Origin of the sequence: Streptomyces sp. SCPE 10, assembly GCF_051980735.1 — a bacterium.
Lineage (GTDB): Bacteria > Actinomycetota > Actinomycetes > Streptomycetales > Streptomycetaceae > Streptomyces > Streptomyces misionensis.
Map to the genome: position 1 here is coordinate 6,838,721 of NZ_CP197069.1, position 24,912 is coordinate 6,863,632.

Below are 24,912 nucleotides of genomic sequence, written 5' to 3' on the forward strand. Positions count from 1 at the left end.
CGGTTCGAGGGCGCCGGACGGAGGTACAACGATGTTCCTAGGTGTCGACGGTGGCGGTACGAAAACCGCGTTCTGCATGGTCGACCGGTCCGGACAAGTCGTGGCGCGAGCGCAGGCGGCAAGTTCGTACTACTTCTCCCACGGCATCGAGCTTGTCGAGCGTGTGCTGAAGGAAGGCGTCGAAGCTGTCTGCGCGGAGGCCGGGCTGACCCCTGCCGACATCGAGTACGCCTTTTTCGGGCTGCCCGGTTACGGGGAGGCGGCCCGGGATCTGCCCGTCCTGAACGCGACCCCGCGAGCGGTGCTCGGGCACGACCGCTACGCCTGCGACAACGACATGGTCTGCGGCTGGGCGGGTTCGCTGGGCGCGGTCGACGGCATCAACGTCATCAGTGGCACCGGTTCGATGACCTACGGCGAACGACTGGGCCGGGGCGTGCGCATCGGTGGTTGGAGCGAGATGTTCGGCGACGAGGGATCGGCGCACTGGATCGCGGTCCGGGGCCTCAACGCCTTCTCACGGATGAGCGACGGGCGACTCCCCGAGGGCCCCCTGGCCGAGGTGTTCCGGCGCCACCTGGATCTGGCGTCCGACCTCGACGTGATCGACGTCGTCCACAACCAGTGGCAGGGCGACCGGAGCCGGATCGCCGCGCTCAGCCGATCGGTGGCCGAGGCGGCCGCTCTGGGCGACGAGGTCGCCACGCGGATCCTCACCGACGCCGGCCGCGAACTCGCCCTGCTCGTCGAAGTCACCCGCGAGCGGCTGGAGTTCGGCCCGGACGAGACCGTGCCGGTCTCCTACTCCGGCGGCACCTTCGGCGCCCGCACGGTTCTGGAGACGTTCGCCTCCGGACTGAAGAATCGTTTTACCCCCTATGAGCTGCGACACCCTCTCTACGAGCCTGTCGTAGGCGCCGCCCTGTACGCGGCAAAACTCGCCGGAACCCAGCTCGACCAGCCCGCGCTCGACGCGCTGCGCACGGCCCCCGGAACCCCTGCCTCAGGAGAGGACGACCGATGAACAGAGGCACAAAGAGCTGGATCGTGTACGCATCGCTGCTGGTCCTGTTCTGGGGTGTGTGGGGCGCCTTCTCCAGCGAGCCGAACAGCAGGTACGGCTACCCCAACGAGATGATCTACATCATCTGGGCCTTCACGATGCTCATTCCCGCGTACTTCGCGATGCGCGGCAACACCTTCGACCGCCGACCGATCGCCGCCGCGTACGGACTGGTCGCGGGACTGACCGGTGCCGGCGGACAGCTGCTGCTGTTCCACGCGCTCGCCAACGGCCCGGCGTACCTGATCTTCCCCCTGGTCTCGCTCTCCCCGGTGGTCACCGTCGTCATGGCGATGGCGCTGCTGCGTGAGCGGATCAAACGGCTCGCCCTCGTGGGTGTCGTCGCGGCGCTCGCGGCGATCGTGCTGCTCAGCATTCCCAGCGCCAAGGACGACTCGAACTCGCACGGCCCGTGGCTGCTGATGGCCATCCTGATCTGCGTCGCCTGGGGCGTGCAGGCGTTCTGCATGCGCAAGGCCGCGGTGGTCGGGGTCAACGATGCGACGACCTTCGGCTGGATGACCATCAGCGGACTGCTGCTGGTGCCGGTGGCGTTCGTGATGATGGGCGATTTCCCGTCCGACGCCCCATGGCAGGCGCCCGCGCTCACCGCGGTGACGCAGGTCCTCAACGCGGTCGGCGCGCTGTTCCTGGTCATGGCGTTCAGCCGGGGCAAGGCCACGGTGGTCGCCCCCGTCACCAACGCACTGGCGCCGGTGCTGACCATCGTGCTGTCCCTGGCGGTCTACCAAACCCTCCCCAACGTATGGGGCACCCTCGGCATCGTGCTGGCCCTGGCCGGCTCGACCCTGATGGTCTACAGCGACGAGAAGAGCGGCGAGAGTTCCGTGGCCCTGGGGGCGGCGGAGGACGGCGCGGACATGAGTCCGGCCCCGCAGAAGTCCTGATCGCCCACCTATCCGTACCGCCCGAACCTCGTAGCGGTACGGGCCGACACCGGCCCGTACCCACCGAACCGACATGAAAGCGAGGGGACACCCTCATGCCCCTGGTTCCCACGCGCGCACTCGTCTCGAAGGCCGCCGCCGCGGGCCGGGCCGTCGCGGCGTTCAACGTGATCACGCTGGAGCACGCCGAGGCGATCACCGCCGGCGCGGTCGCCGCGGGCGCCCCGGGGGTGATCCTGCAGATCAGCGAGAACGCCGTACGGTTCCACGGCGGCCGGGTCGAGCCGATCGCGCGGGCGGCGGCCGAGGTCGGCACGGCCTGTGACGTCGACGTCGCACTGCACATGGACCATGTGACGGACATGCGGCTGCTGCGCACGGCGGCCGACGCGGGGTTCTCCTCCGCGATGTTCGACGCCGGGGCGCAGCCGTACGCCGAGAACCTCGCCGCCACCCGCGCCGCGGCCGAGTGGGCCCACGGCGCGGGCCTGTGGCTGGAGGCCGAACTCGGCTATGTGGGCGGCAAACCCGACGCCCCCGCGAGCGCCCACGCGGCCGGGGTGCGCACCGACCCGCAGGAGGCGGCGCGCTATGTCGCGGACACCGGCGTGGACGCCCTGGCCGTCGCCGTCGGCAGCAGCCACGCGATGACCGAACGCTCCGCGGCCCTGGACCACGTGCTCATCAAACGCCTGAGGGAGGCGGTGCCCGTACCTCTGGTGCTGCACGGTTCGTCGGGTGTCGGCGACGACGATCTGCGACAAGCCGTCCAGGCGGGCATCGTGAAGATCAACATCGGTACCGCTCTCAATGTCGCGTTCACCGGCGCGGTCCGCGAAGCGCTGGCGGCCCGGCCCGATCTGACCGACCCCCGCCCCTACATCGCCCAGGGCCGGGAGCGGATGGCGGAGACGGTCCGGGTCCTTCTCGGTGTGGTGAGTGGCTGAGCGGGTCCGAAGCTTTCCCGCCACCTGGTGTCGCCCAGTCGGTGACGGCGGACCGCGTGGTCACGAGGGTGCCGACGCCACCGGCGCGAATTGTGCCCCTCCGGGATCCGCCGACGCCGCCGCCCGGCCCCGCCCGCCGTCCCGAGCGGCCTGGGCGGCGTGATCTCCGAGGTCGGTGGCTCACTCCACCGACTCCTCCGCGTCCGCCACCTCGATGTACGTCATCCAGTGCGAACCCCGCTCGGGCGGCAGCGCGTGCCCGACACCGTGCACGGAGGCCACCGGGCGGTCTTCGAGGAGCAGCGGGCAGACAGCCGAAGTCGGCCGGGACGACGCCTCTTCGGCGTGACCGAAGACCGAGCGGTTGAGGCGCCGGTGGTCGCCCCCGCGCCCGCGGAGGGTAGCTCTGTCGCGCCACCCTCTGGCCTTGCTCACCACGGCCGTCGTCGGCGCACTTGCGAGGGCAGCTCGCTGCGCGCCTGGCCGCGCCCGGGAAGCGGCAAGGAAGAACGGGGGGCCTGCCCGAGACCTACCGAGCCGTCGCCGGCCTCGTCTCCGACCGCACCGTCATGGCCTGAAAACGACCGCGCGTAGGGCGAACACGCCTCACCCGCTATTCCTCACCGACTCGTCAGGAGTCGGTGAGGCCGACGTGGTCGTCGAGGAAGTCGAAGAACCGCTGTGCGGCCAGCGACCGGGCCATCGGCTCGCAGTGTCCAGCGGCCCCTTCGGCCTCGGTGAACCGGACGTGCACCTTCTCGCCCGGGATCATGTCGTACAGACGCTTGGGCTGACCGGCGAAATATCCCTCCTGGTCGGGATCGGCGATGAGTACAGGCGTTGTGATCTGCGCGGCGAGATCCGGCGTGATCTCATAGCGGGCGGCTTCGAGGAAGGTGTCGTAGAGGGTCGGGCTGCGATACGGCTGGGCCCGCCAGTTGAACATCCACTTGGTGCGGGTCGGGAGGCGCTCGATCTCCGCATTGAACGCGTCACGCTCGCCGGCTGCGAGCAACTCCTTCAGCTTGGGCGACAGCATGGCGTGCCACGCCTCGGAAACGTTGACGACCCCGTCGTCGATGACCGCGGCCGCGAAGCGGTGCTCGAACGCCAGGGCGCGAGGGGCCCAGTAGCCGCCCTGACTGACGGCATAGAGGGCGAGTCGCTCCGGGTCCACGCCCGCGTGGCGGAGCGTCACGTCCACGACCGGCTTGAGGACGTGCTCCCAGTCGGGCCGGAACGGGACGCCCCGCTCGAACAGCATGCGCTGCTGCCCGGGCCCGTCGAAGATCACGACGTTGTACCCCCGCGCAGCTGCTTCGGAGCCGTAGCCGGGCCACAGATAACTCGCCGCACCATCGGCGCCGTTGACCATCACCAGCGTCGGCTTCAGGCCCTCCCCGGCGGCGGTGAAGAACCACCCGGGCATCGTCGTGCCCTCGTACGGGATCTCCAGCGGCTCGGGCGGGTTGTCCAGCAGACCGAGGTACCGCTCCCAGCACCGGTGGTAGGCGGCGAACGTCCGCGACCGGATCTCATCCGGGTTCTCGCACCCGTCGGCCACCAAGACGCACGCCGCGTAGTAGGTCGCAGCGCGCAGGAGCGCGTTACGGCCACTCACTCGGTGGCCTCGGCGTACGCAGTCGTCCCCGATCGAGGCGACGCGGTCGGCGGTCGCCTCCCACTCGTGTGCCCACGAGTTGTGATCGCCGTCGGTGATGCGGTCGATCGTCGTCAACGTCTCCCCGGTGTCCGCCGCACCGGTGTACACCCGCCCGAGCATCGCCAGGGTCATCGAGTTCATCCTCGCGTCGGTGAAGAAGGTGGAACGTGTACCCGACGCTGTTCCGGTGCTCATGCTCATCGCCGTTCTCTTCGTCATGGCCCATCGCGGCGTGATCGGCCGTGTGCGCCTCGGGTTGGTTGAGGGCCGTCATCGACGTCACCAGGGCAGGTCTACGGCGACACCTCGAACAAATAAGAGATGAATCCCTCTCTTCGGAGAGTAGGGGAGGGCGATAAGGAATGCAAACCTTCTCTATAGTGGGGTCATGCCCCTGCCTGCCACCAAGCCACCCCGCGGACGTCGGCGCGGCCCCGAGCTGGAAGCCGCCCTGCTGGGCGCAGCCTGGGACGAGCTGGCCCAGGCCGGCTTCGCGAGACTCACCATGGAGTCCGTGGCCTCTCGCGCCAACACCGGCGTAGCCGTGCTGTACCGCCGCTGGGCCAACAAGGACGAGCTCGCGCTCGCTGCGCTCAAGCACTACCGGGACACTCACCCCGTCGAGATCCCCGACACCGGTTCCCTGCGCGGCGACCTGCTGGCCGCACTGACCGTCATGGGCGAAGCCCGCGCCGCCTTCTTCGCCATTGCCTCGGCCACGGCCTTCTCCGGACTCCTGGCCAGCACCGGACTCACTCCCACCCAGGTGCGCGACCGGATCTTCGGTGACCGACAGCTTCTCCTCGTTCAGGACCTCTACCAGCGTGCCCACGACCGCGGGGAAATCGACCTGGAGCGGGTCCCTGCCGCAGTGCTCGCCATGCCGTTCGACCTGGTGCGCAACGACCTGCTCATGGACCCCAAGCCCCTCAAGCCCCCACGTATCCGGGCGATCGTCGACGAGCTCTTCCTGCCCCTCGTGCGCTTGCACAACAGCGGACCGAGTCCAGCGGGAACCACATGATCCGGCGCGGTCACCGATCGCGCCGGGATTGCATGGGCCGGTGATCAGCATGTCGCCAGTGCGCCCGGGGAACGGGTGGCACCACCTCGTCCGTGGCGTGATGGCCGGTGACGGCCAGCGCCCCGCGGACGACCGCAAACAGCGGCATGCGGTCGAGTGCGGAATCAACCGCCTCAAGAGGCACCGCGCCGTCCCCACGCGATACGACGAGCCGGCGGTGCGCTACGAGGCGACCGTCCTCATCGCTGCCATCAACGAGTGGCTGTGATCAGCACCTGCACAGACGTCCTACGCGACCCTGACCACGTACTTGCCCTGGACGCCGCCCGCCTCCAGCGCCCGGTGTGCCGCGGCTGTCTCCTCCAGGGAGAAGACCGTGTCCACCGCGGGGCTCAGCTTGCCCTCGACCACATGGCGGGCGAGGTCGTCGAAGTCCGCCCGCGTGGGGTTGCCGCTGAAGAAACGCACCCGGCCGTGGCCGTGGACCGTGCTGGCCGCGAGGTAACCGAGCGACGCGGCGGGCCGTTTCAGGTCGAAGGCGATGGTGACCATGCGCCCGCCCGGATTCAGCAGGCGCCGAAAGGCCCGCAGGTCGGTCCCCGCGGTGTCCAGCACCACGTCGAAGCGGCCCAGTTCCGCCGGCCGCACGGTCCGGTGGTCGACGGCCTTGTGTGCGCCGAGCCCTCGGACGAAGTCAAGATTGGCCGCACGGGCCAGGGCCGTGACCTCGGCGCCGTACGCCCGGCCAAGCTGGACGGCGGCGTTGCCGACACCGCCCGCCGCGCCCCGGACGAGGAGTCGTTCGCCGGGGCGCAGCCCGGCTTTGTCCCGCAGCGCGGTGATGGCCGTGGTGGCCACCGGCAGCGCGGCGGCGTCCACCGGGTCAAGGCCGTCGGGGAGCCGGCCGACCCGCTCGGCGGGCACGGTCACGTACTCGGCGGCGCTGCCGAACCCGGCGGTGCGGGCCAAGACCCCCCATACGCGGTCGCCGGCCGCGAACCGTGTGACTCCGGCACCCGGTGCGGCGACCTCGCCGGTGAAGTCCAAGCCGACGCGCTTGGGGAACTTCCGGCCGCTCAGCAGGCGGATACGGCCGGCACGTGCTGCCAGTTCGCCGCCGTTGACGCTGAACGCACGCACCTTCACAAGGATTTCGCCGGGGGCCGGCTCGGGGCGTGGCACGCGGCCCGTGTAGAGCACATCCGGGCCGCCATAGCGGTCGTAGAGCACTGCCTTCATCATGCGGTCGTTCATCGTTCTGCCTTTGCCGCCGGGGGCCGTACGGGGATCTGGCACCGACCGTAAGCTCTTAAGCGGACGCAATCGTCCGCTTGGACCGGAAGTGAGAGACAGTGATGGCGGAATCCTCTCGGATCACAGCCCGGGACGGGGTGCGGGCGGACGCCCGGCGCAACCGGGAGCGCGTCCTCGTCGCCGCCCGCGCGGTCTTCGCGGAGCACGGAATCGACGCCCCGATGGCGACCGTGGCCCGACGGGCCGGGGTCGGCGTGGCGACGCTGTACCGGCATTTCCCGACCCGGGACGCCCTGGTGAGAGGCGCGTTCGCGCAACAGATGGAGACCTGCGCGCGGGCGCTCACCGAGGCTCTGGCCGCCCCCGACCCGTGGGAAGGCTTCCAGCGGCTGGTCGAGACGGTCTGCGCTCTGCAACGGGAGGAACGCGGGTTCCCGGCCGCGTTCGTCGCGGCCTTCCCGGAAACCACGTCGGAACACGCGCGGTCCCGGCAACGAGCCGAGCGGGACTTCACGACCCTGGTACGCAGGGCCCAGGCGTCGGGCGCGCTGCGGGCCGATTTTCACCCTTCCGACCTCGCCGTGGTCCTGTTGGCACACTGCGCTCTGGTGACCGCCCTACCGGATGACGGTGCAGCGTCCCGGCGCCTGGTGGCCTATCTGCTCCAGTCGTTCCGCACCGACACGGCCAACGAACCGCTGCCCCCGCCGGCTGCACTGACACTGCGCAGCCTCCCGATTGCGACTGACGATCCCCAGGGGCACCGGCCCCCGAGAGGCTGACAGGAAACGGCACCTGCCGCGGAGCACGTCCAGTCCGCTGACTGAGATCGAGGCCGATGCGCGGGGTCTCGTCGAGGCGCACATGGAGACGCTGCTGGGCGCCCGGTTCCTGGCGAGCGAGTACGGCACCGGGCCGGTGCACGGGGCCGGATCGACTCGCTCGGGCTGTACGAGAACGGCTCGCCGGTCCTCGCAGCTCACCGGCCCGCGTCGCCGAGCGGTTGTCCGGCAGAGGGGCCCATAAGGTCGGTGCGTCGAGGCCGCCACCACGGCACAAGCTGGACGACGCCGAACGCCACCTCGGCAACGAAGAACAGCCATAGCCAGCGCGGGGCACCGTGCGCCAGCGCATACGCCTGCCATGCGGCGAACAGCGTGCGCGCGATGCCGTCGAACAGTCCGTGCACCGGCAGCGGGTTGACGATCCGGAGCAGCGCCCAGACGACCACCACTGAACCCATCAGATTCGCGTAAAGGATCTCTATCGGGTCGACGGCGGGCAGGGTGCCCAGCCCGAGCGCGTCACCGATCTTCGACAGCGCGTCGTGCACCAGGGCGTAGGTCCACGGCGTGGCGAAACCGGCTGTGACCACGAGGTCGTACCAAGCACTTGTGCGTACGACGCGAGGATAGGCGGGGTGGGAAGGGGCGAAAGGACGGAACACGGCGAGGCTCCTGCTGGTCTCCTGCACGGACGCCACGACGGTAAACAGTGGAGTACTGTCCAGGGTCAAGTCCGCAGTTCAGGGGGAGCCGTGCGTATCGGGGAGCTGGCCGCGCAAGCGGGACTGACCAGGGACACCATCCGTTTCTACGAGAAGATCGGTCTGGTCACGGGGCGGCGTCTGGCCAATGGTTATCGCGACTTCCCGCCCGAGGCAGTGCCCTGGCTGCAGTACGTCCGCACCGCGCAGACGCTCGGCTTCTCGCTGGCCGAGATCGCGCGGACCGGCGAGGAACTGCGGAACGCGCCCGACGCCGCCGAGGCGTTGTCCGCACTGTTCAAGGAGAAGATCAAGGTGATCGACGCGCGTATGGCGCAGCTTGCCGCCCTGCGGGCCGAGCTCGACGCACGTGTGGGCACCGGATGCCCGCTGCGGGCGGCCGGCTGAGCCGGGTGAGCATCGACACGGGGGCCTCGACCTCTCTCAAGACCTGATCCTGGGACGCGGCCACCGAGGCCGCTGCCTTGCGCCTGGCCCGGCACGAGCGAGCGGCCCGGGAGTCCGGGACGCCGGCCGGCGTCCGGCAGCCGGCTTTGGGTGCGGGTGGTGTCAGCGGTAGCGGGCGAGGTCGTCGTAGTGCTGTTGGAGCGCGGGGGAGAGGGCGACGCGGCCCTCCTGCAGGAGGTTGCGTGCCATGGGGCCGGCTGCGGGTTCTCCCTTGGCGAAGGCCTGTGCGATGTGCTGGGCGTGGGTGGGTTGCAGGCTTTCGCCGAAGGGTGCTTCGTTGGGGTCGGTGACGGCCTCGACCAGGCAGGGTCCGTCGTGGGCCATGGCCCGGGCGAACACGTCGGCGGCGTCGGAGGGGTCATCGATGCGGAAGGCCGTCAGGCCACAGGCGCGGGCGACGGCGGCGAAGTCGATGGGGTGCAGTTCACAACCCATCTGGGGATTGCCCAGCAGGGCGGTCTGCTCCCATACCTCCAGCGCGAGGGAGTCGTTGCGCAGCACGACGACCTTGACGGGCAGCTGGTACTGGGCGAGGGTGGCCAGTTCGCCCATGCCCATGCTCATCGAGCCGTCTCCGGTGAAGGCGATCACGGGACGGTCGGGGTGGGCGAGCTGGGCGCCGATGGCGTAGGGGAGCGCGGAGCCCATGGTGCACAGGGTGCCGGAGAAGGAGTACTGCATGCCTCGGCGCAGCCGGAGCCTGCCACCCCAGGCGGTGACCGTGCCAGCGTCTCCTGTCACGATCGCGCGGTCGGGAAGGGCTTTGGACAGCTCCCACGTCACCACCTGCGGCCGCATCGGTGTGCCGGAGGTCGCGGCCTGCTCGCCGATCAGCTCCCACCACCGCCGGTAGGTGTTCTGGGCCTGCTCCAGGAAGGAGCGGTCGTCCTTGCGCTCCAAAAGTGGCAGCAGGCGGGTGAGTACGGCGTCGGCGTGGCCGACCAGGCCGACTTCGACGGGGTAGCGCATGCCGATGCGGTCGGCGTTGAGGTCGATCTGTACGCCCCGTGCCTGCCCGGGCCCGGGCCAGAACTCGTAGTAGGGGGTGGAGGAGCCGACGATGAGGAACCCGTCGCAGTTCTCGAACGCCTCGTGGGAGGCGCGGGTGCCGATCAGGCCCATGCCCCCGGTGGTGTAGGGGCTGTCGTCGGGCACGCAGTCCTTCCCCAGGCCCGCCTTGACGATGGGCGCGCCGAGAACCTCGGCGACCTGTTCCAGCAGGTCACCCGAACCGCGGGCGCCGGCTCCCGCGCAGATGGCCACCCGCCGGCAGGCGTTCAGCACCTCCGCTGCCTGCCGCACCTGCTCCTCGGGCGGGATGACCGTGAAGGGCTGCGGGGCCACCGACAGGTGCCCGGGGACGTTCTTGGGTGAGGCGGTGTCCTGCTCCAGGGTGAAGGACTGGACGTCGATGGGGATGGCCAGGTGCGAGGGGGTGCGGTTCATCAGGGCGCTGCGCACCGCGAGGTCGGTGGCGGCGAGCGCATGGGTGGGGCCCATGACGCGCTCCGAGAACATGCAGGCGTGCTCGAACAGCCGGTCGGAGGGCAGATCCTGCAGGAAGTGCGCGCCGACGGTGTCGTGATACGACAAGCCGGTGATGGCGATCACCGGGGCGCCGTCGATCCGGGCGTCGTACAGGCCGTTGAGCAGGTGGACCGCTCCGGGGCCCGCGGTGGCCACGCACACCGCCGGACGGCCGGTGAACTTGGCGTAGCCCACGCAGGCCAGCGCGGCGTTCTCCTCGTGGCGCACGTGCACGAACCGCATCTTCGGGTGGGTGCGCAGCGCCTCGAAGAAGCCGTTCACCTGGTCGCCGCAGATACCGAAGCAGGTGTCGATGCCCCACTCCAGCAGCCGCTCCACCACCAGGTCCGACGTGGTCTTCGTCTGCGAGCCGCTGGCCGCCCCGGGCCGGTCAGTCATGTGCGGATCCTTCTCTCACGGCTGTCGCGACGCACGGGACCGGGCCCGCCGCCCTCCTGTTGCCGGTTCCCGCTTGCCACTGCGCGGTATGTCACCCGTCACCGGTTCCACCCGGACGGCGCCGCACCCGGCGGGCTCGCCTTGAGCGGCGCAACTCGTAATCCCATAGGCCGACCATGAAGCGGAATTTGCTACCGCCCTCCACTGCCGCAGCTTCGGGACGTCGCACAAGAGGAGGTGGAGGCTGTCGCTGGGTGATCAGCGGCGCCGCAGGGACGGGTGGAGCAGCGAGGGCGGGGTGTCGTTCTTCTCGTGCGCGGCGAGGTCGGCACCGGGGGCGACGATGGCGTCGATCGCGTCGAGTACGTCGGCGGAGAGCTTGGTGTCCGCGGCGGCAAGCTGCGAGTGCAAGTGGTCCAGTGTGCGGGGGCCGACGAGCGCGCTGGTCACGCCGGGGTGCGCGGTCACGAAGCCGAGCGCGAGCTGGATCATCGTCAGGCCGGCCTCGTCGGCGACTCCGGCCAGCCGTTCGACGGCGTAGAGCCTGGCCCGGTTGGCGGGGATGGTGGTGTCGAAGCGTTGCGGCATGAACGTTGAGCGGCTGGTGGTGATCTCCCTGCCCTCGCGGATCGCGCCCGACAGCCAGCCCGAGGCCAGTGGGCTCCATACCAGGACGCCGAGCCCGTACTGCTCGGTCACGGGCAGCACATGGGTCTCGATACCGCGCTGCAGGATCGAGTAGCTGGGCTGTTCGGTGACGTAACGGCTCAAGTGGTGCTCCCGGGCGGCCCACTGGGCTTGCACGATGCGATAGGCGGGAAAGGTCGAGGAGCCGAAGTAGCGGATTTTTCCCGCGCGCTGCAGGTCTGTCAACGCTGACAGAGTCTCCTCGTCGCTGGTGTTCGGGTCCCACCGGTGGATTTGGTACAGGTCGACGTGGTCGACGCCGAGCCGACGCAGGCTGTCCTCCAGAGCGGTCACCAGCCAGCGGCGCGAGCTGCCCTGGCGATTGCGCTCGTCGCCCATCGGCATGGTCGCCTTTGTGGCCAGCACGAGGTCGTCGCGGCGGCCCGCGATGGCCTTGCCCACCATCTCCTCCGACTCGCCGCCGCTGTACACGTCGGCAGTGTCGATCAGGTTGATCCCCGCCTCCAGGGCGGCGTCGACGATGGCGGTGACCTCGTCCTGGGTGGTGCGCCCGATCTTTCCGAAGTTCATCGCGCCGAGCGCGAGGGTGCTGACCTGCACACCGGTGCGGCCCAAGGTGCGGTACTGCATGACCGTGTCTCCTCGTTGCGGGTGAAGCGTGGTGCATTGCATGGCTTGGTCGCCGGGTCCCTGCTCTGACATCATGAGCGAAACGGAACGACGTTCCGAAACGATACGGAACACAGTTCCGTTTTTGCAAGCGGCGAGCGGAAGGAGCAGTGCGGTGAACGACGGCGACAAGGGCGCGGGACAAGCAGCCCCGTCCAGGCGGAAGGACGCCCGGCGCAACCAGAAGGCCCTGCTCGATGCGGCCGCCGCGGTCTTCGTCACGTCAGGCGTAGACGCGCCGGTACGCGACATCGCGGCCAAGGCCGGCGTCGGGCTGGGTACGATCTACCGCCACTTCCCGACGCGAGCGGACCTCGTCATCGGCGTCTATCGGCACCAGGTCGACGCCTGTGCCGATGCCGGTCCGGCCCTGCTGGCGACCAGCCCGTCCCCGCACTCCGCGCTAGGGCGGTGGATCAGCCTCTTCGTCGATTTCCTGGTGACCAAACACGGACTCGCCGCCGTGTTGCAGGCCGACAACACCGGGTTCGAGGCGCTGCATGCCTACTTCCTCGACCGCCTCCTGCCCGTCTGCACCGAACTGCTCGAAGCCGCGGCCGTCGCCGGCGAGATCCGCCCCGACGTCGACGCGTACCAGTTCATGCGCGGCGTCGGAAACCTCTGCATCGGCGCGGAGAACGATCCCCGCTACGACGCACGCCGCATGGCCGAACTCCTCGTCGCAGGGCTACGCCGACCACACCACTGACCTCGGCAACCTCGCGCGCGGGCGGCTCTGCCAAGAGGTCGTGCGATCGCCGCCGCCCCGGATCAACCGCTCCCCTCGGCCACTTCGCCACCGCCGAGGAAGCCGCCGCCTCGGCCCTCTTCCTCGCAACCCCTGATCACCAGTACCTGTGCTCGCCTCGTCGCCGGGGACTCCCCACGCCGCCTGTCTGCGCGACCTCTTACGCGCAAGCGTTACGCTGGCGGAGTGAGTCAGAAATGCGAATCGACCAATCTGGGGGCTCCCAGGGTGTGCTCCATCGCCGACGCTCTCGACATCGTCGGCGAGCGCTGGAGTCTGCTCGTACTCCGGGAACTGGGTTTTGGTGTGCACCGGTTCAAGGACATCCAGGTCAACACGGGTGCCCCGCGGGAGACCCTCGCGGTGCGGCTGCGGAAGCTGGAGGAGGCCGGGGTCATCGAGCGGCGGCGCTACTGCGAGCATCCGCCGCGTGACGAGTACGTGCTCACCGAAGCCGGGCAGGCCCTTGCGCCGGTGCTCCTGGCGTTGCGCCAGTGGGGCGAAAGGTACGTGACGCCGGCGCTTCGGCAACCCGCAGAGGCCGACGCGTAGCCGTACCCGCCGCCGGCACCGGCGGCCTTACGCGGAAGGTGCGTACGGCGGTCCCACGGTCGCGGTGGCAGGAGCCGCGGTGTCTGACCTCGCGGTCACCCCGCCCGAAGTGGTCGGAGGGGCGCTCAGGTGTTCCCGTAGATTCGTTCGGGCCGCACCAGGACGGCCGCACGGCGCTGGGCCGCCATGGTGGCGTCGTACTCCTCCCAGTTGTCGTGGGCGCCGCCGGCCGCGGAGAAGATTTCCCGCAGGAGCAGGCGCACGCCCTCGGCGTCGAACGAGGGGTGCGGGTCGTCGGGGCCGATGATCTCCGCCAGGCCCTCGACCGTCGCCCACCGCCATCCGGCCCGTACGGTGAGGGTCAGGCGTGGGCGTGCTCGCAGGTTGGCGAGCTTGACCTTGCCGTACGTCACGAACGCGATGCCGTCCGCACCTGTGACCGGGTGGCGCAGGGCGCCGAGGTTGACGACGGACGATTGAATGGTCAGATCGGGCCGCAGTGTGGACACCACACCGAGTCCGCGTTCCGAGCGGGCGAGGGTCGCGAAGTCGTGCAGCGTGGTCATGCGGCGCTCCGTTCGAGTGGGGTGTACGGCGGCCGGCGCGGGTCGTCGGAGGTGGCTTCGGCGCCTGGATGCACGCGCCTGGCAACTTGGCAGGCAGAGTCCGGAACCGAATCGACCGCACCGGTCGGCCGATCTTCTCCACAGAGATCAACCGCCCCTGTGGCGTGGGGTCCTGCGCGTGCTGCGGGGGTCAGAAGGGCAGGAAGGGCTTGTCGTAGGGGGCGCTGTCGCGGCTGCTGAGTATGTGTTCGGCGACGGGGCCGACCGGTACCCGCAGCGGGACTTCGGGCGCCTCGACGAGGTCGGCAACCGCTGCGGCGACCTGCTCGGGGCTGATCATCATCTCGGCGGGGATGCCGTCGCCGGCGAAGAGGGCCGCATAGGGGTCGTCGGGCAGCCGGTAGGTGAGGATGTCGTCCAGTGCGCCGGAGCTGACCGGGCCGGGCTGCGCCAGGGTGACGTCGATACCGAAGCCGCCCACTTCCACGGCGAGGGTCTCGGCGAAGGCTTCCAGTGCCCATTTGCTCGCCGCGTACGCCGACGCGCCGGGGAGGATGGTGCGCCCGGCGGCACTGGAGACGTAGAGCAGACGGCCCTTGCCGCGCCGGCGCAGTTGCGGCAGGACGGCCTGGGTGACGCGGATGGCGCCGACGGTGTTCTGCGCGTAGAGGCGCTCGATCTCGTCCAACGGGCTGGCCTCGACCGCGGCGTTGAAGATGACGCCGGCGTTGGAGACCAGTGTGTCGATCTCCCCGGCCTGCTCGATGGCCGCGTCGACGCTGGCCTGGTCGGTCACGTCCAGTCGCAGCCGCTCTGCGACATCCAGGCCCTCCAGGGTGCGGGGGTCACGCGCGGTGGCAACCACACGGTGACCGCGTTCGGCCAGTTCCACGGCGATGGCTCGGCCGATGCCCTTGGAGGCGCCGGTGATCAGAATCGAGGACATAGCGGTACTGCTCCTTGAGGCGGGACCTAGGCCGCGTAAGTGGCCCTGACGTGCCGAGTTCGATTGTCGAACTCACTCATGTACGCCACCATAGCAAGGTGAGTCCGAAAAGCGAATCGACTGGTGTGCGGTGCGAGGCGGCGCCCCCATGTGAGTCGCCTTCCCGACGCATGCGCGGGCCGGGTGCAACGCCGGGCAGCAGGGCATGGCAACGGCGCTGCGCCTCGGGAGTGCAGCGCCGTAGGTTCCAAGTCCCCACTGTCTGCGTCGAGATGAGGGGCTACCGTGCGCGTCAACTGAGGACGCCTCTTCGAGGAGAGCGCGGGCTGTGATCCGCTCAGAACCCGATCCAGCTCGATAGCGATCGTGGTCCGTGGCGTGTGTCGGACTCATGCTGAGGCGTTACAGCATCCCCTGCTTCCAGGCTGCACCCTCTTACCGCACCGGCACGTCTGAGAATCCCTCCCCGTGCGGCCACCATGCCGGGCGGTCCGTGCGGAGCCGCCAAGAAGGTGACGGCGGGGCAGGCCGGCTCTGGCCGTGAGACTTGTCGGGGGTGTGGAGGGCGAACTCCACCCAGTTCGCGCAGGCTCACGCCCTCACGGGCGGCTCTCCCGGTCGCGCAGCCATTGTCCGAACTCGGAGGCGACGATGCGCTCGTCGTGCACGCCGGCTGCGTCGTCGGAGGCCAGCCAGACGATGGGCGGGCCCATCACCGCGGGACTCAGGAACCCGTGGCCCTCGCGGGCGACGTCCGGGGGCAGCATCCCGGTGACCGTCGCGCCTCCGGGCAGCAGCAGGTTGACGGTGACGCCCGTACCCCGCAGGTCGGCCGCCATGATGCGGGACAGCGCCTCGCTGCCGGCACGCGACGGCCCGTAGGGAACGAAGCCGGCGCGTCGCATGGTCGAGTGGTTGATCGAGATGTTGACGATGCGGCCACCGCCGGATGCCAGCATCCGTGGCGTGATCTCGCGGGCGACCAGGAAGTAGCCGGTCAGGTTGGTGTCGATCACCGCGCGGAAGGCGTCGGACGGTACCTCCCAGAAGCCCTGCGGCTGTGTCATGAAGCGCGGGTTGACCGTGCGCATGCCGATGCCGGCGTTGTTCACCAGCATGTCGACACCACCGAGCCGCGACCACGCTTGGTCGACGGCCCTGGCCACCGACGACTCGTCGCGCACGTCCATTTCGACGCCGGTCGCCCCCGGCAGCCCCGCGGCGACGGACTCCGCACGCTCGCCGGACCGCCCGGTCAGCGCGACGGAGGCTCCCGCCGCGGCCAGGGCGGAGGCCATGGCGAGTCCGAGTCCGCTCGTCCCGCCGGTCACCAGCACCTTCATCGGATCACCTCTGTCCTGAGAACCGGCCTGGCCGGGTCAACGGTCGCGCTCACCGCCGCGTTCACGGTCGCCGTTCGTGACCGTGGTCCTCGGTGACAGGGCGTACTCGTGGGCGGAGGTCCGTGACCGGAACTCTAGGGATTGGAGCGCGCTCGAAGCCAGGCCGCGGCGGCTGACGTGGGCTGTCCGGGTGGCCTGCCGAGGTCGTACCGGTGTCGCCGCATGCCCGGCCGAAGCCTGAGACGACGAGGACGCGGCGTGACGTCCCGGGCCGGGGCATCACACGGTGTCCACGGCCCGGACGCCGGCCGGCCGGGCCGACGTGGGCGTCGTTCCGCCGTCGGTCGGCCGGGTCGAGGTCCGCTCCGTGTCCGTGCCTTGCTCGCCGACCTCGGCGTCGAAACCACGGGCTGACGGCCCTCCGCCGAGGGAGCCCAACGCGTCTGCGGGGAAGGGCGTTTGACGTGCGCGGGCAGATGCTCGCGCGGACCGGTGCGGCTCGCCTTCACTCAGTTTCCCAACGACGACGGAGGCAGCGAGAAGGCGCGGGAGAACGCGTAGGAGAACGCGGCCGGGGAGGAATAGCCGAGCAGCGCCGACACCTGCGTCACGGACTTGTGGCGCAGCAGCGGGATGGCGGCCAGCAGCCTGGCCCTGGCCCGCCAGGCTGCGGGACTGACGCCCGTCAACTGCCGGAAACGGCGTGTGAAGGCGCGTTCGCTCATCGAGGCGGCCCGCGCCCACACGGCGTTCGTCACCGCGACGTCCGGGCCGGCCAGATAGCTGCGGCACAGCTCGTCGAAGGGAGGCTCGTGCGGCAGGACGATGTGCAGGGGCACCTCGGTGAGCGTCGCCAGCTCGCAGAGGATCAGCGCGACGAGCGCGCCGTCCCGGTCGCGGGCCGCGTAGTCGGCGTCGAGGTCCGCGGCGGCGAGGAGCAGTTCCCGCAGCAGCGGCGCCACCTCGACCACCCGGCAGGACAGCGGCCACCACGGCACCGCGTCCGGCTCGATGTACAGGCTCGACGTCCGCACGTCCAGCATCCGCACCTGGTGGCGCGTCCCGGGAGGGATGAGCACGGCCCGCTCGCCCGGCACCGTCCAGGCCCCCTCGCCGGTCTCCACCAGCATCGTCCCGGTGGCCGCGTACAGGAACTGCGCACGCCGGTGCTCGTGCCAGGTCAGCAGGGTGCCGGGCGGGTAGTCGGTCGCGATCGGGAGCACCTCGGCGGGCAGGTGGTCCAGCTCGGCGAGCGAGACATTGCGCATTCCACCAGCCTAGGGCCGAAACTCGAAAGTATCGGTTCTTCCTTCGATTGTCGGCACCTGGGTCGCCCGCTGAACTTGACCGGGTGACTTTCGTACTTCTTCTCGCCATCGGCGTGCTGACCGGGCTGACCACCGTGCTCTTCGGGTTCGGCGGCGGGTTCGTCACCGTTCCGGTCGTCGTCTGGGCCGACGCCGCCGCGGGCCCGGCCGCCTCGACGGTGGCCGTGGCGACCTCCTCCCTCGTCATGGTCGTCAACGCGGCCGTCGCCACCGCCGCGACGCCGAGACCACTGCTGACCGGCCTGCGCCGCCGCCTCCCGTTGCTGGCGCTGCTCGGCGCCGGAGGGCTCGTCGGTGCCTTCGCGGCGACGTTCGCACCCCCGAGGCTGATCACCTGGGGCTTCGTCCTCTACCTGGCCGCCACCCTCGTGGACGTACTCGTACGGCCGGGCTTCCTGCGCCCCGCGCACGACGGTCCGGCCGGGGACGGGACCGTCGCCGTCCCCGCCGCGCTCGGTGTGCCGATCGGCTCGGTGGCCTCGTTCCTCGGTGTCGGCGGCAGCGTGCTGACGGTGCCGCTGCTGCGCCGCTCCGGGCTGCCGATGGCCGCCGCCACCGCGCTCGCCAATCCCCTCACCTTCTGCATCAGCGCCCCCGCCTGCGCGCTCTTCCTGACGGCGGCCCCCGCAGCGGGCGACCGGGTGGACACCGGTGCGCTCCTGCTCGCCGCAGGTTCGGTCGACCTCGGGGCCGTCGCACTGCTCCTGCTGGGAGCCGTGCCCGTCGTCGTCCTGCTGCGCCGCAGGCCGCCCCGTATCGCCGACCGGGTCCACGCCTGGGGTTACGTCGCCCTGCTGGCCCTCGTACTCACCGCCATGCTGCTCCGCCTCCCGTGACCTCGGGGGCGCGTGGCGGGCACCTGCGGGGCCTGGCGGGCACCTGCGGGGCGGGCGCTCCCCGGCCGTCCGTGCCGCCCAGGTCTCGTCCGACGTCGCCGGGAAAAGGCTGCCCGCCGCGCCCCAGGGATCACGTCACCGCGTCGGCCGCCTGTTTCAGCAGGGCGCTCAGCAGGTGTACGTCCGGCCTGCGGGCGGTGCCGGTGCGGATGACCGTGAACACCGTGCGGGTGACCGGGGTGAGGAGCGGGTGCACGCTGATCCCCGGCTGCTCGCCGACGGCCAGCCGGGGAGCCAGCGCGATGCCCGCCCCGGCGGCCACGAGTGACAGGAGCACCGAGAAGTCGCTGCTGCGGACACGGACGTCGGGGACGAACCCCGCGGCTCCACAGGTCCGCTGGATCATCTGGTAACAGGAGGTCTCCGGGCCCGGCGTCAGCCACGCCTCGCCCGCCAGCCGGGTGAGGTCCGCCGGTTGACCGGGCGCGAGTTCCAACTGCCGCGCACGTCCGGCGGGCAGGCACAGCAGGACCGGGTCCTCCAGGAGGACGTCCTGCTGGCTGTCGCCGGGGAAGTTGCGCGGCAGCACGGAGTAGCTGTGCGCCAGGGCCACATCGACTTGACGCTTCTTCAAGGCCTCCAGGGCGACATCGGGCTCCTGCTCGACGAGCTGCACCGTGAGCGTGCGAGCCTGCCGGTCCCCGTGCTCCGCGATCAGACGGTAGACCTCCGGGAGCAGCGTCCGCGCGGCGGAGGCGAAGGCGGCCACCCGGATCAGCCCGTGGTGGCCTCCCTTCAGCGCCTGGAGATCGGACTCCGCGGCCGCGAGGTCGGCCAGGATCACCTCGGCGTGTGCCGCGAGGAGTTCCCCCGCCGGTGTCAGACGCAGGGTACGTCCGCTCTTCTCGACGACGGGCAGGCCGGCTTCACGTTCCAGGACCGACAACTGCTGCGACACGGCAGGGGCCGTCAGATGGAGGACCTCGGCCGTGGCAGCGACCGTGCCGTAGGTGGCGAGGTGCTGCAGGATCCTCAGGCGTCGCACGTCAAGCATTCGAAGTCCTTCCCGGCGGGTCTCTCGACGGTAGTCGTCATCGGGACCCGCGCTCCTCGATCCGGCGCGTGGCGGCTCATGGCTCAGGGGGACGGTCGCGCCGCCGCGGAGGGGGCGGCGGGCTCCGGCGCACCGTGCTCTGCCTCTGCCTCGGGGTCGGCGGCCGTGGCCTTGTGGCGGTTGATCAGCACCACTCCGGCCACGGAGACGGCGCCTCCGAGCAGTTCGAGCGGGTGCGGGGTCTCGCCCAGCCAGACGAAGGAGACGAGCAGTGCCACGGGGGGCACCAGGTACAGCGCCGCGGTGGAGGCCGCCATGGGCAGACGGGCGACGGCGTAACCCCAGATCACGAACCCGAGCGCGGAAGGCAGCAGACCCAGGAAGACCGCCGCCCAGAGGGCCCCGGCGGAGGCGTCCGTCACCGCGCCGACCGTCGTGGGCAGCAGCGGCAGCGCGAAGACGGTCCCCGCGAGCATGGCGTAGGTCGCCACCTCCAGACCGCTGTAGTGCCGCAGCAGGGGCTTGCTCGCGAAGTGGTAGACACCCTGGACGACGGCGGCGGCCAGCACGACCAGGGAGGCGAGGCTGAAACCGGCGAAGCCTTCGGCCAGGGTGACGACGGCGGTGCCGGCGAGCGCGATGACACTTCCGGCGACGACGTTGCGGGTGAGCGGCTCGGAGAGGAAGACACCGGCGAGCAGCACGCTGAACACCGGGGCGACGGCGATCAGCAGGCTGGCGGTACCGGCCTCGACGTGGATCTCCCCCCAGTTGAGCAAGATCTGGTAGGCGGTCATGCCGCTCAGCCCGCACAGGCAGATCAGCGGCAGGTCGCGCCCCCGGGGCAGGCGGACGCCGGCGAGCGGCGCGACGACGAGCAGGGCGACGGCGGCGACGGCGAGCCGCAGGAAGGACAGGGCGGCGAGGCCGAGCCCGTCCACGCCGACACGGATCGCGGGGAAGGCGGACGCCCACAGCACCACCGTGCCCGCCAGTGCGACGAAGTGCGGAGAGACGAGGTGACGATTCACCTCACCAACGTGTCACCATCCACCGAAAAGAACCATTTAGTGTTTTCTTGAAGAAACCCAACATCTGCTTACGTGTCACTGGTGCACGAGGCCGCCGCCCGCGACCCGGCACGCGCGGCCCTCACCGCAGGCGACCTCTCACGCCCGGCCCTCGCCCGCGTGGCCGGGCGAGCCGGCGACCGGTCCCGTGAGCGTCCAGCCCTCCGCGGTCACCTCCGCGTGCACCTCGCCCTGGGTGACCGGCTCGCCGCAGTGGGCGCAGATCGGACGGGGGGTGAAGTCGTGATCGTGGTGCCGCAGCTTCATCGGCGGGGAGGTGGTCAGCCAGCGGTCCCCCCAGCGCAGCAGCTCGCGGATGACGCCGACCAGGTCGCGGCCGGCCTCGGTGAGGTAGTAGCCGTCATGGCGCGGCTCGGCGGGCAGCGGACGGCGCTCCAGGACACCGTCGGCGACCAGGCTCTTGAGCCGGGCGGAGAGGCGGTCGGTGGGGGCGCCGGTGTTCTTGGCGATCTCGCGGAAGCGGTGGTTGCCGAACGTGACCTCGCGGACGGCGAGCAGCGACCAGCGGTCGCCCACCACCTGCAAGGCGGCGGCGATGGAGCAGGGGCGGCCGGGAACCGCGTAGGGGTCGACACGTTGAGTGCTCATGGTCCGAGTATCGCCCTGGAGCTTTGAATCTCAAAGCTTGGGTAAGGATGAGCCTTCAGTGCCCCTGTGGTTTGAATCTCAAAGCGCATCGTGTTTCGCTGGTCCCATGAGTCCATCGGTTTGGTTTTCAAAGCAGCGCTTGGCGTCGACCGTCATCCTCCTGGCGGTCTTCATGACGAACCTCGATCTGTGGATCGTCAACGTGGCACTGCCCGCCATGGGCTCGTCCTTCGCCTCCTCCCCGGGCCGCGCGGCCACGCTGGGCTCCTTGTCCTGGGTGCTCAACGCCTACGCCATCGCTCTGGCGGCCCTCCTCGTCGTCGCGGGCCGCATGGGCGACCGGATCGGACAGCGGCCGGTGTTCCTCGCCGGCGTCACCGTCTTCACCCTCGCCTCGCTCGGCTGCGCCCTGGCGCCGGACCTGGGGACCCTCGTGGCCGCCCGAGCCCTCCAGGCGGTGGGCGCCGCCGCTCAGTTGCCCACCTCCCTGGCACTGCTGCTGGCTTCCGTGCCGACGGAGCACCGCACCCGTGCCACCCGCAACTGGGCGGCCGTGGGCGGGCTCGCCGCCGCCGCGGGCCCCGTCGCCGGCGGACTGCTGGTCCAGGTCGACTGGCGCTGGGTCTTCGTGATCAACGTTCCCATCGGCATCGCCACCGTGGCCGCGGGGCTGCGCGGCCTGCCCTTCACCGCACGCAGGGAGCAGGGCCGCCTGCCCGACCTGGCGGGCGCCCTGCTGATCACCCTCGCGATAGCCGCCCTGTCCGGCGCGCTGGTGCAGGCGCCGGAATGGGGCTGGCTGGACGCCAGGAGCCTTACGCTGTTCGCGCTCGCGTCGGCCGGCGCCGCCGTCTTCGTCCGCCGCTCGCTCCGGCACAGTCACCCGCTGTTCGAGCTGCCCTTGCTGCGCCTTCCCCAGTTCGGCGCCGCGAGCACCGGCACGTTCGTGTTCGGCATCGCCTTCGCCATCATGCTGCTGTCCAACGTCCTGTGGTGCCAGGAGATCTGGCACTGGAGCGCCCTGCGCACCGGTGTGGCCATGGTCCCCGGCCCCGCCCTGGTCCCCGTCGTCACCCTGCTCACCGCACGCGCCGCACACCGCCTGGGCCACGGGCCGCTGGTCACTGCGGGCGGACTGCTCTTCGCCGTATCCATGCTCTGGCGCGCCTGCTTCGCCTCCCTCGACGCCGACTACTGGCTCGACCTGCTGCCCAGCCAGGTCCTCGGCGGCGTGGGCGTCGGACTGACCCTCGGCACCTTGGTCGCCGCCGGCGTCAGCTCCCTGCCCGGCCATCGGGCGGCCACCGGATCGGCCCTGGTCAACTCGGTGCGCCAGATATCCGCCACCGTGGGCGTGGCCCTTCTCGTCGCCGTCGTCGGCACGCACGTCGGCCCCGCCCAGCGCCAGGACTTCCGTGCCGCATGGGTGGTGGCGGCGGCGCTGAGCGTCGCCACGGCCGTCGTCGGCGCGCGGATCACCCGCACCGCCACACGCACACGCGAGCCCGCCGCCCCGGCCACCGCCGTCACCGAACCGCGCTGAACCGTTCACCCATCGCCCGCTGGAGCCCTCGCCCCGGCAACACAGTGAAGGACACGAAGACATGACACGCATCCTCATCGTCGGCGCAGGGGCCACCGGCGGCTACTTCGGCGCCCGGCTCGCCCGCGCGGCACGCGACGTGACGTTCTTGGTCCGCCCCCGTCGCGCCGCCGAACTCCGCGCGAACGGGCTGCGCATCACCGCGCCGGAGGGAACCGAACGCCTGGAGCCGAAGCTGGTCACCGCCTCCGAACTCGACGGCCCCTACGACCTGATCCTGCTGACCGTGAAAGCCGGTCACCTCGAAGCCGCCCTCCAGGACCTCAAGCCGGCGGTCGGCCCGCACACCGTGATCGTCCCCTTCCTCAACGGCATCGACCACCTCGATGCGATCGACACCCAGTTCCCCTCGGCCGTCCTGGGAGCCGTCGTGAAGGTCGCTGCGCAGCTCACCCCGGACGGCGCCATCACCGTGTCGGCCCCGGGCGCGAGCCTTGAGATCGGCGAGCTCGACGGAGGACACACCGCCCGGCTGCGCGACACGGCCGCCGCGCTGGACGGCGCCGGCTTCGACGTCCAGGTCTCCGACCGCATCCTCACGTCGATGTGGCACAAGTGGGTCTTCATCGCCACGACCACCACCATCACCTGCCTCGCGCAGGGCACCATCGGCGACGTGGCGGCGGCGAGAGGCGGCAAGGCCTTCGCCGACGCGGTCCTCGCCGAGGCCGCCGCCGTGTCCGGCGCGGCCGGTCACCCCCTGCCCGACGCCGCCCGTGTCGCGCTGCGGGCCACTGTGACGCAGGAGGGCTCGCCCTTCGCCCCGTCGATGTACCGGGACGTCTTGGACTCGCGCCCCACGGAGGTCGAGCACGTCCTGGCCTCCCTCGCCGATGTGGCGAAGCGCCTGGACCTGTCCGCGCCGCTGCTGAACGCAGCCGTGGTCCGCCTCCGAGTGCACAACCAGCGCCTGGCGAAGGACTCCCGGCCGAGCTGAGACCGTGCGGGCGGCAACCGCACGGCCGTATCCGTGGTCGTGGCCGTGTCGGGAGGCGTGGTGTCGAACGCCGCTCAGCCGAGCCGCGTGCGCAGGTGCTCAAGCGCCGTCTTCAGCGCGTCCCCGGCCGCGACGGCCAGGTCGGGCTCGACGCCGACGCCTTCCCAGTTGGTGCCGGTGACCGGGTTGATCGAGCGGGCGGCGGGAACGGTCACGGTGACGTGCGGGGCGACCGGCACACGGTCCGTGGGATGGGCGCCGCCGCGGGTGGCCTGGCCGATCAAGGTGGCGCGCCCCAGCACCTTCAGGGTGTACGCCAGCTCCTCTCCGCCGGAGAAGGTGAGGTCGCTGGTCAGCACGGTGACCGGGCGGTCCAGGTAGCGCGGTGCGGCGAGGTGCCCGAGGGTCCAGTACTGGCGGGTCAGGCCAGTGGCCCGCTGGTAGATGTCGTTCAGGTGCACCCCGTCGTCGGCGAAGAAGTAGCTGCACCACAACTGCACGCCTTCCGGCGAGCCGCCCCGGCACTGCCGCAGGTCGATGACCAACCCATCGGTGGCGGCGAGCAGTTGCATGGCGGCGGCGGCCGCGGGACCGCCCGGATCGGCCGGGGCGATCATGCGCAGGTCGAGGTAGCCGATGTTGCCGTCGAGCTGCTCCACCCGCCGGACGCCGTAGTTGTTCTCCCTCGCGTACTGTGCGAAGCGGGCGCGAGCGACGTCCTCCGGCTCCTCGTCCATCGACTGCGGCTCCTCGGCCCACAGCAATCGCAGATGCTTGTCCGGACAGGCGTCCTGGAGGTCGGCCGTGACCCGCTCGCACAGCTCCCGCAGGTCCAGGTCCCGATACGCGCCTTCGTCCAGCCGGCGCCGGATCGCCGCGTCGATGGCGGCCGTCTTCTCGGGGAACACGTAACCGGCGGTGATCCGGGTCAGTGCGGCCTCGATTATCTCGCGATGAGTCATTTCGTGACGGGTCGTCATGGGCGGATCGTAGGGCCGGGTCGAACGAGTGCCCAGCGGATTTCACGGCCGCTTGCGGGCGGTCCTCCCGACGGCGCCTGCGGACACATCTCCCAGGCTTCCCGGCCCATACGTGCCATGGCCTGATCCGTCCATCCGGGGCGGCTTGTCCCCTCGCTGTCCGCCGATCAAGGATTGACCGGGCACGACGTGAATCGACGCGCGCCTCGCCGGTGCCGTCCCGGACGGCGGCAGCACGGCCCGGCCGGGACCGGCGGCGCTGTGGCCGGCGGTGCTGCCGCCGC

At 70.7% G+C, this 24,912-nt stretch carries 24 protein-coding genes and 1 pseudogene; 12 read left to right on the plus strand and 13 right to left on the minus strand.

All coding sequences use genetic code 11. The annotated features are described in order from the left end of the window. Positions 1–31 precede the first annotated feature (31 nt). From ACSP97_RS31310 to ACSP97_RS31320, 3 genes are all read left to right on the plus strand, one after another. Positions 32–1,024 (plus strand): BadF/BadG/BcrA/BcrD ATPase family protein, encoded by a 993-nt coding sequence (locus ACSP97_RS31310; RefSeq protein WP_440555364.1) that lies wholly within the window; start codon positions 32–34, stop codon positions 1,022–1,024. Further along, the gene (locus ACSP97_RS31315; RefSeq protein WP_355526921.1) at positions 1,021–1,971 is read left to right on the plus strand and encodes a DMT family transporter; all 951 of its coding nucleotides are present in this window, start codon (positions 1,021–1,023) and stop codon (positions 1,969–1,971) included. The genes ACSP97_RS31310 and ACSP97_RS31315 overlap by 4 nt, the downstream gene beginning before the upstream one ends. A gap of 95 nt (positions 1,972–2,066) precedes the next feature. Next, complete coding sequence (locus tag ACSP97_RS31320) at positions 2,067–2,918, plus strand: class II fructose-bisphosphate aldolase (protein WP_440555367.1); 852 nt, start codon at positions 2,067–2,069, stop codon at positions 2,916–2,918. A 631-nt stretch (positions 2,919–3,549) separates the two neighbouring features. Here ACSP97_RS31320 and ACSP97_RS31325 read toward each other — a convergent pair. Next, positions 3,550–4,776, minus strand: coding sequence for an alpha/beta hydrolase family protein (locus ACSP97_RS31325; RefSeq protein WP_440555369.1), 1,227 nt, complete (start codon positions 4,774–4,776; stop codon positions 3,550–3,552). A 193-nt stretch (positions 4,777–4,969) separates the two neighbouring features. Here ACSP97_RS31325 and ACSP97_RS31330 point away from each other — a divergent pair, with 193 nt between their 5' ends. Together ACSP97_RS31330 and ACSP97_RS31335 are read left to right on the plus strand one after the other, a co-directional pair. After that, positions 4,970–5,605, plus strand: a complete 636-nt coding sequence (locus tag ACSP97_RS31330) for a TetR/AcrR family transcriptional regulator (protein ID WP_440555371.1) — start codon at positions 4,970–4,972, stop codon at positions 5,603–5,605. A 121-nt stretch (positions 5,606–5,726) separates the two neighbouring features. Next, positions 5,727–5,873, plus strand: a pseudogene (locus ACSP97_RS31335) (IS5 family transposase); the annotation flags it as partial. A 20-nt stretch (positions 5,874–5,893) separates the two neighbouring features. Here the strand turns inward: ACSP97_RS31335 and ACSP97_RS31340 are convergent. Then, positions 5,894–6,859: an NAD(P)-dependent alcohol dehydrogenase gene (locus ACSP97_RS31340; protein WP_440555373.1), complete on the minus strand. Its 966-nt coding sequence runs from the start codon at positions 6,857–6,859 to the stop codon at positions 5,894–5,896. A 101-nt stretch (positions 6,860–6,960) separates the two neighbouring features. On the opposite strand from ACSP97_RS31340, the gene ACSP97_RS31345 reads away from it, so the two are divergent. Further along, positions 6,961–7,641, plus strand: a complete 681-nt coding sequence (locus ACSP97_RS31345) for a TetR/AcrR family transcriptional regulator (RefSeq protein ID WP_355329537.1) — start codon at positions 6,961–6,963, stop codon at positions 7,639–7,641. Positions 7,642–7,838: 197 nt separating this feature from the next. Here ACSP97_RS31345 and ACSP97_RS31350 read toward each other — a convergent pair whose 3' ends face one another. Then, positions 7,839–8,306 carry a hypothetical protein gene (locus tag ACSP97_RS31350; protein ID WP_440558499.1) on the minus strand — a complete coding sequence of 156 codons (468 nt, stop codon included), beginning with the start codon at positions 8,304–8,306 and terminating at the stop codon, positions 7,839–7,841. A 90-nt stretch (positions 8,307–8,396) separates the two neighbouring features. Here ACSP97_RS31350 and ACSP97_RS31355 point away from each other — a divergent pair, with 90 nt between their 5' ends. After that, the gene (locus ACSP97_RS31355; RefSeq protein WP_355152762.1) at positions 8,397–8,753 is read left to right on the plus strand and encodes a MerR family transcriptional regulator; all 357 of its coding nucleotides are present in this window, start codon (positions 8,397–8,399) and stop codon (positions 8,751–8,753) included. A gap of 162 nt (positions 8,754–8,915) precedes the next feature. Here the strand turns inward: ACSP97_RS31355 and ACSP97_RS31360 are convergent, their stop codons facing one another. Together ACSP97_RS31360 and ACSP97_RS31365 are read right to left on the minus strand one after the other, a co-directional pair. Further along, positions 8,916–10,739, minus strand: coding sequence for a thiamine pyrophosphate-dependent enzyme (locus tag ACSP97_RS31360; RefSeq protein ID WP_440555376.1), 1,824 nt, complete (start codon positions 10,737–10,739; stop codon positions 8,916–8,918). Positions 10,740–10,997: 258 nt separating this feature from the next. Then, positions 10,998–12,017: an aldo/keto reductase gene (locus tag ACSP97_RS31365; RefSeq protein ID WP_388316210.1), complete on the minus strand. Its 1,020-nt coding sequence runs from the start codon at positions 12,015–12,017 to the stop codon at positions 10,998–11,000. Between the two features lie 154 nt (positions 12,018–12,171). Here ACSP97_RS31365 and ACSP97_RS31370 point away from each other — a divergent pair, with 154 nt between their 5' ends. Both ACSP97_RS31370 and ACSP97_RS31375 read left to right on the plus strand, forming a co-directional pair. Next, positions 12,172–12,765 carry a TetR/AcrR family transcriptional regulator gene (locus ACSP97_RS31370; protein ID WP_440555378.1) on the plus strand — a complete coding sequence of 198 codons (594 nt, stop codon included), beginning with the start codon at positions 12,172–12,174 and terminating at the stop codon, positions 12,763–12,765. A gap of 225 nt (positions 12,766–12,990) precedes the next feature. After that, positions 12,991–13,356 carry a winged helix-turn-helix transcriptional regulator gene (locus ACSP97_RS31375; protein ID WP_355152754.1) on the plus strand — a complete coding sequence of 122 codons (366 nt, stop codon included), beginning with the start codon at positions 12,991–12,993 and terminating at the stop codon, positions 13,354–13,356. A 125-nt stretch (positions 13,357–13,481) separates the two neighbouring features. On the opposite strand, the gene ACSP97_RS31380 is transcribed toward ACSP97_RS31375, so the two are convergent. The 4 genes from ACSP97_RS31380 to ACSP97_RS31395 all read right to left on the minus strand — a co-directional run bounded on the left by ACSP97_RS31380 (position 13,482) and on the right by ACSP97_RS31395 (position 17,479). Next, positions 13,482–13,922 (minus strand): TIGR03618 family F420-dependent PPOX class oxidoreductase, encoded by a 441-nt coding sequence (locus tag ACSP97_RS31380; protein WP_355152752.1) that lies wholly within the window; start codon positions 13,920–13,922, stop codon positions 13,482–13,484. Positions 13,923–14,112: 190 nt separating this feature from the next. Beyond that, positions 14,113–14,868, minus strand: a complete 756-nt coding sequence (locus ACSP97_RS31385; RefSeq protein ID WP_355329549.1) for an SDR family oxidoreductase — start codon at positions 14,866–14,868, stop codon at positions 14,113–14,115. Positions 14,869–15,467: 599 nt separating this feature from the next. Beyond that, positions 15,468–16,211, minus strand: a complete 744-nt coding sequence (locus ACSP97_RS31390) for an SDR family NAD(P)-dependent oxidoreductase (RefSeq protein ID WP_355329552.1) — start codon at positions 16,209–16,211, stop codon at positions 15,468–15,470. Positions 16,212–16,720: 509 nt separating this feature from the next. Next, the gene (locus ACSP97_RS31395) at positions 16,721–17,479 is read right to left on the minus strand and encodes an AraC family transcriptional regulator (protein WP_358269764.1); all 759 of its coding nucleotides are present in this window, start codon (positions 17,477–17,479) and stop codon (positions 16,721–16,723) included. A gap of 83 nt (positions 17,480–17,562) precedes the next feature. Here ACSP97_RS31395 and ACSP97_RS31400 point away from each other — a divergent pair, with 83 nt between their 5' ends. After that, complete coding sequence (locus tag ACSP97_RS31400) at positions 17,563–18,375, plus strand: TSUP family transporter (protein WP_440555382.1); 813 nt, start codon at positions 17,563–17,565, stop codon at positions 18,373–18,375. 130 nt (positions 18,376–18,505) lie between these two features. Here ACSP97_RS31400 and ACSP97_RS31405 read toward each other — a convergent pair whose 3' ends face one another. From ACSP97_RS31405 to ACSP97_RS31415, 3 genes are all read right to left on the minus strand, one after another. Beyond that, entirely contained in the window at positions 18,506–19,429 is a 924-nt protein-coding gene (locus ACSP97_RS31405) for a LysR substrate-binding domain-containing protein (protein WP_440555384.1), read from the minus strand. Positions 19,430–19,512: 83 nt separating this feature from the next. Beyond that, positions 19,513–20,460 (minus strand): DMT family transporter, encoded by a 948-nt coding sequence (locus tag ACSP97_RS31410; RefSeq protein WP_440555386.1) that lies wholly within the window; start codon positions 20,458–20,460, stop codon positions 19,513–19,515. Positions 20,461–20,598: 138 nt separating this feature from the next. Continuing rightward, positions 20,599–21,108 carry a winged helix-turn-helix transcriptional regulator gene (locus tag ACSP97_RS31415; protein ID WP_355526875.1) on the minus strand — a complete coding sequence of 170 codons (510 nt, stop codon included), beginning with the start codon at positions 21,106–21,108 and terminating at the stop codon, positions 20,599–20,601. Between the two features lie 139 nt (positions 21,109–21,247). Here ACSP97_RS31415 and ACSP97_RS31420 point away from each other — a divergent pair, with 139 nt between their 5' ends. Both ACSP97_RS31420 and ACSP97_RS31425 read left to right on the plus strand, forming a co-directional pair. Then, positions 21,248–22,651 carry an MFS transporter gene (locus ACSP97_RS31420; protein ID WP_440555388.1) on the plus strand — a complete coding sequence of 468 codons (1,404 nt, stop codon included), beginning with the start codon at positions 21,248–21,250 and terminating at the stop codon, positions 22,649–22,651. A gap of 61 nt (positions 22,652–22,712) precedes the next feature. Next, positions 22,713–23,648, plus strand: a complete 936-nt coding sequence (locus ACSP97_RS31425; RefSeq protein ID WP_440555390.1) for a ketopantoate reductase family protein — start codon at positions 22,713–22,715, stop codon at positions 23,646–23,648. Positions 23,649–23,722: 74 nt separating this feature from the next. On the opposite strand, the gene ACSP97_RS31430 is transcribed toward ACSP97_RS31425, so the two are convergent. After that, entirely contained in the window at positions 23,723–24,628 is a 906-nt protein-coding gene (locus ACSP97_RS31430) for a S41 family peptidase (protein WP_440555392.1), read from the minus strand. Positions 24,629–24,912 lie beyond the last annotated feature (284 nt).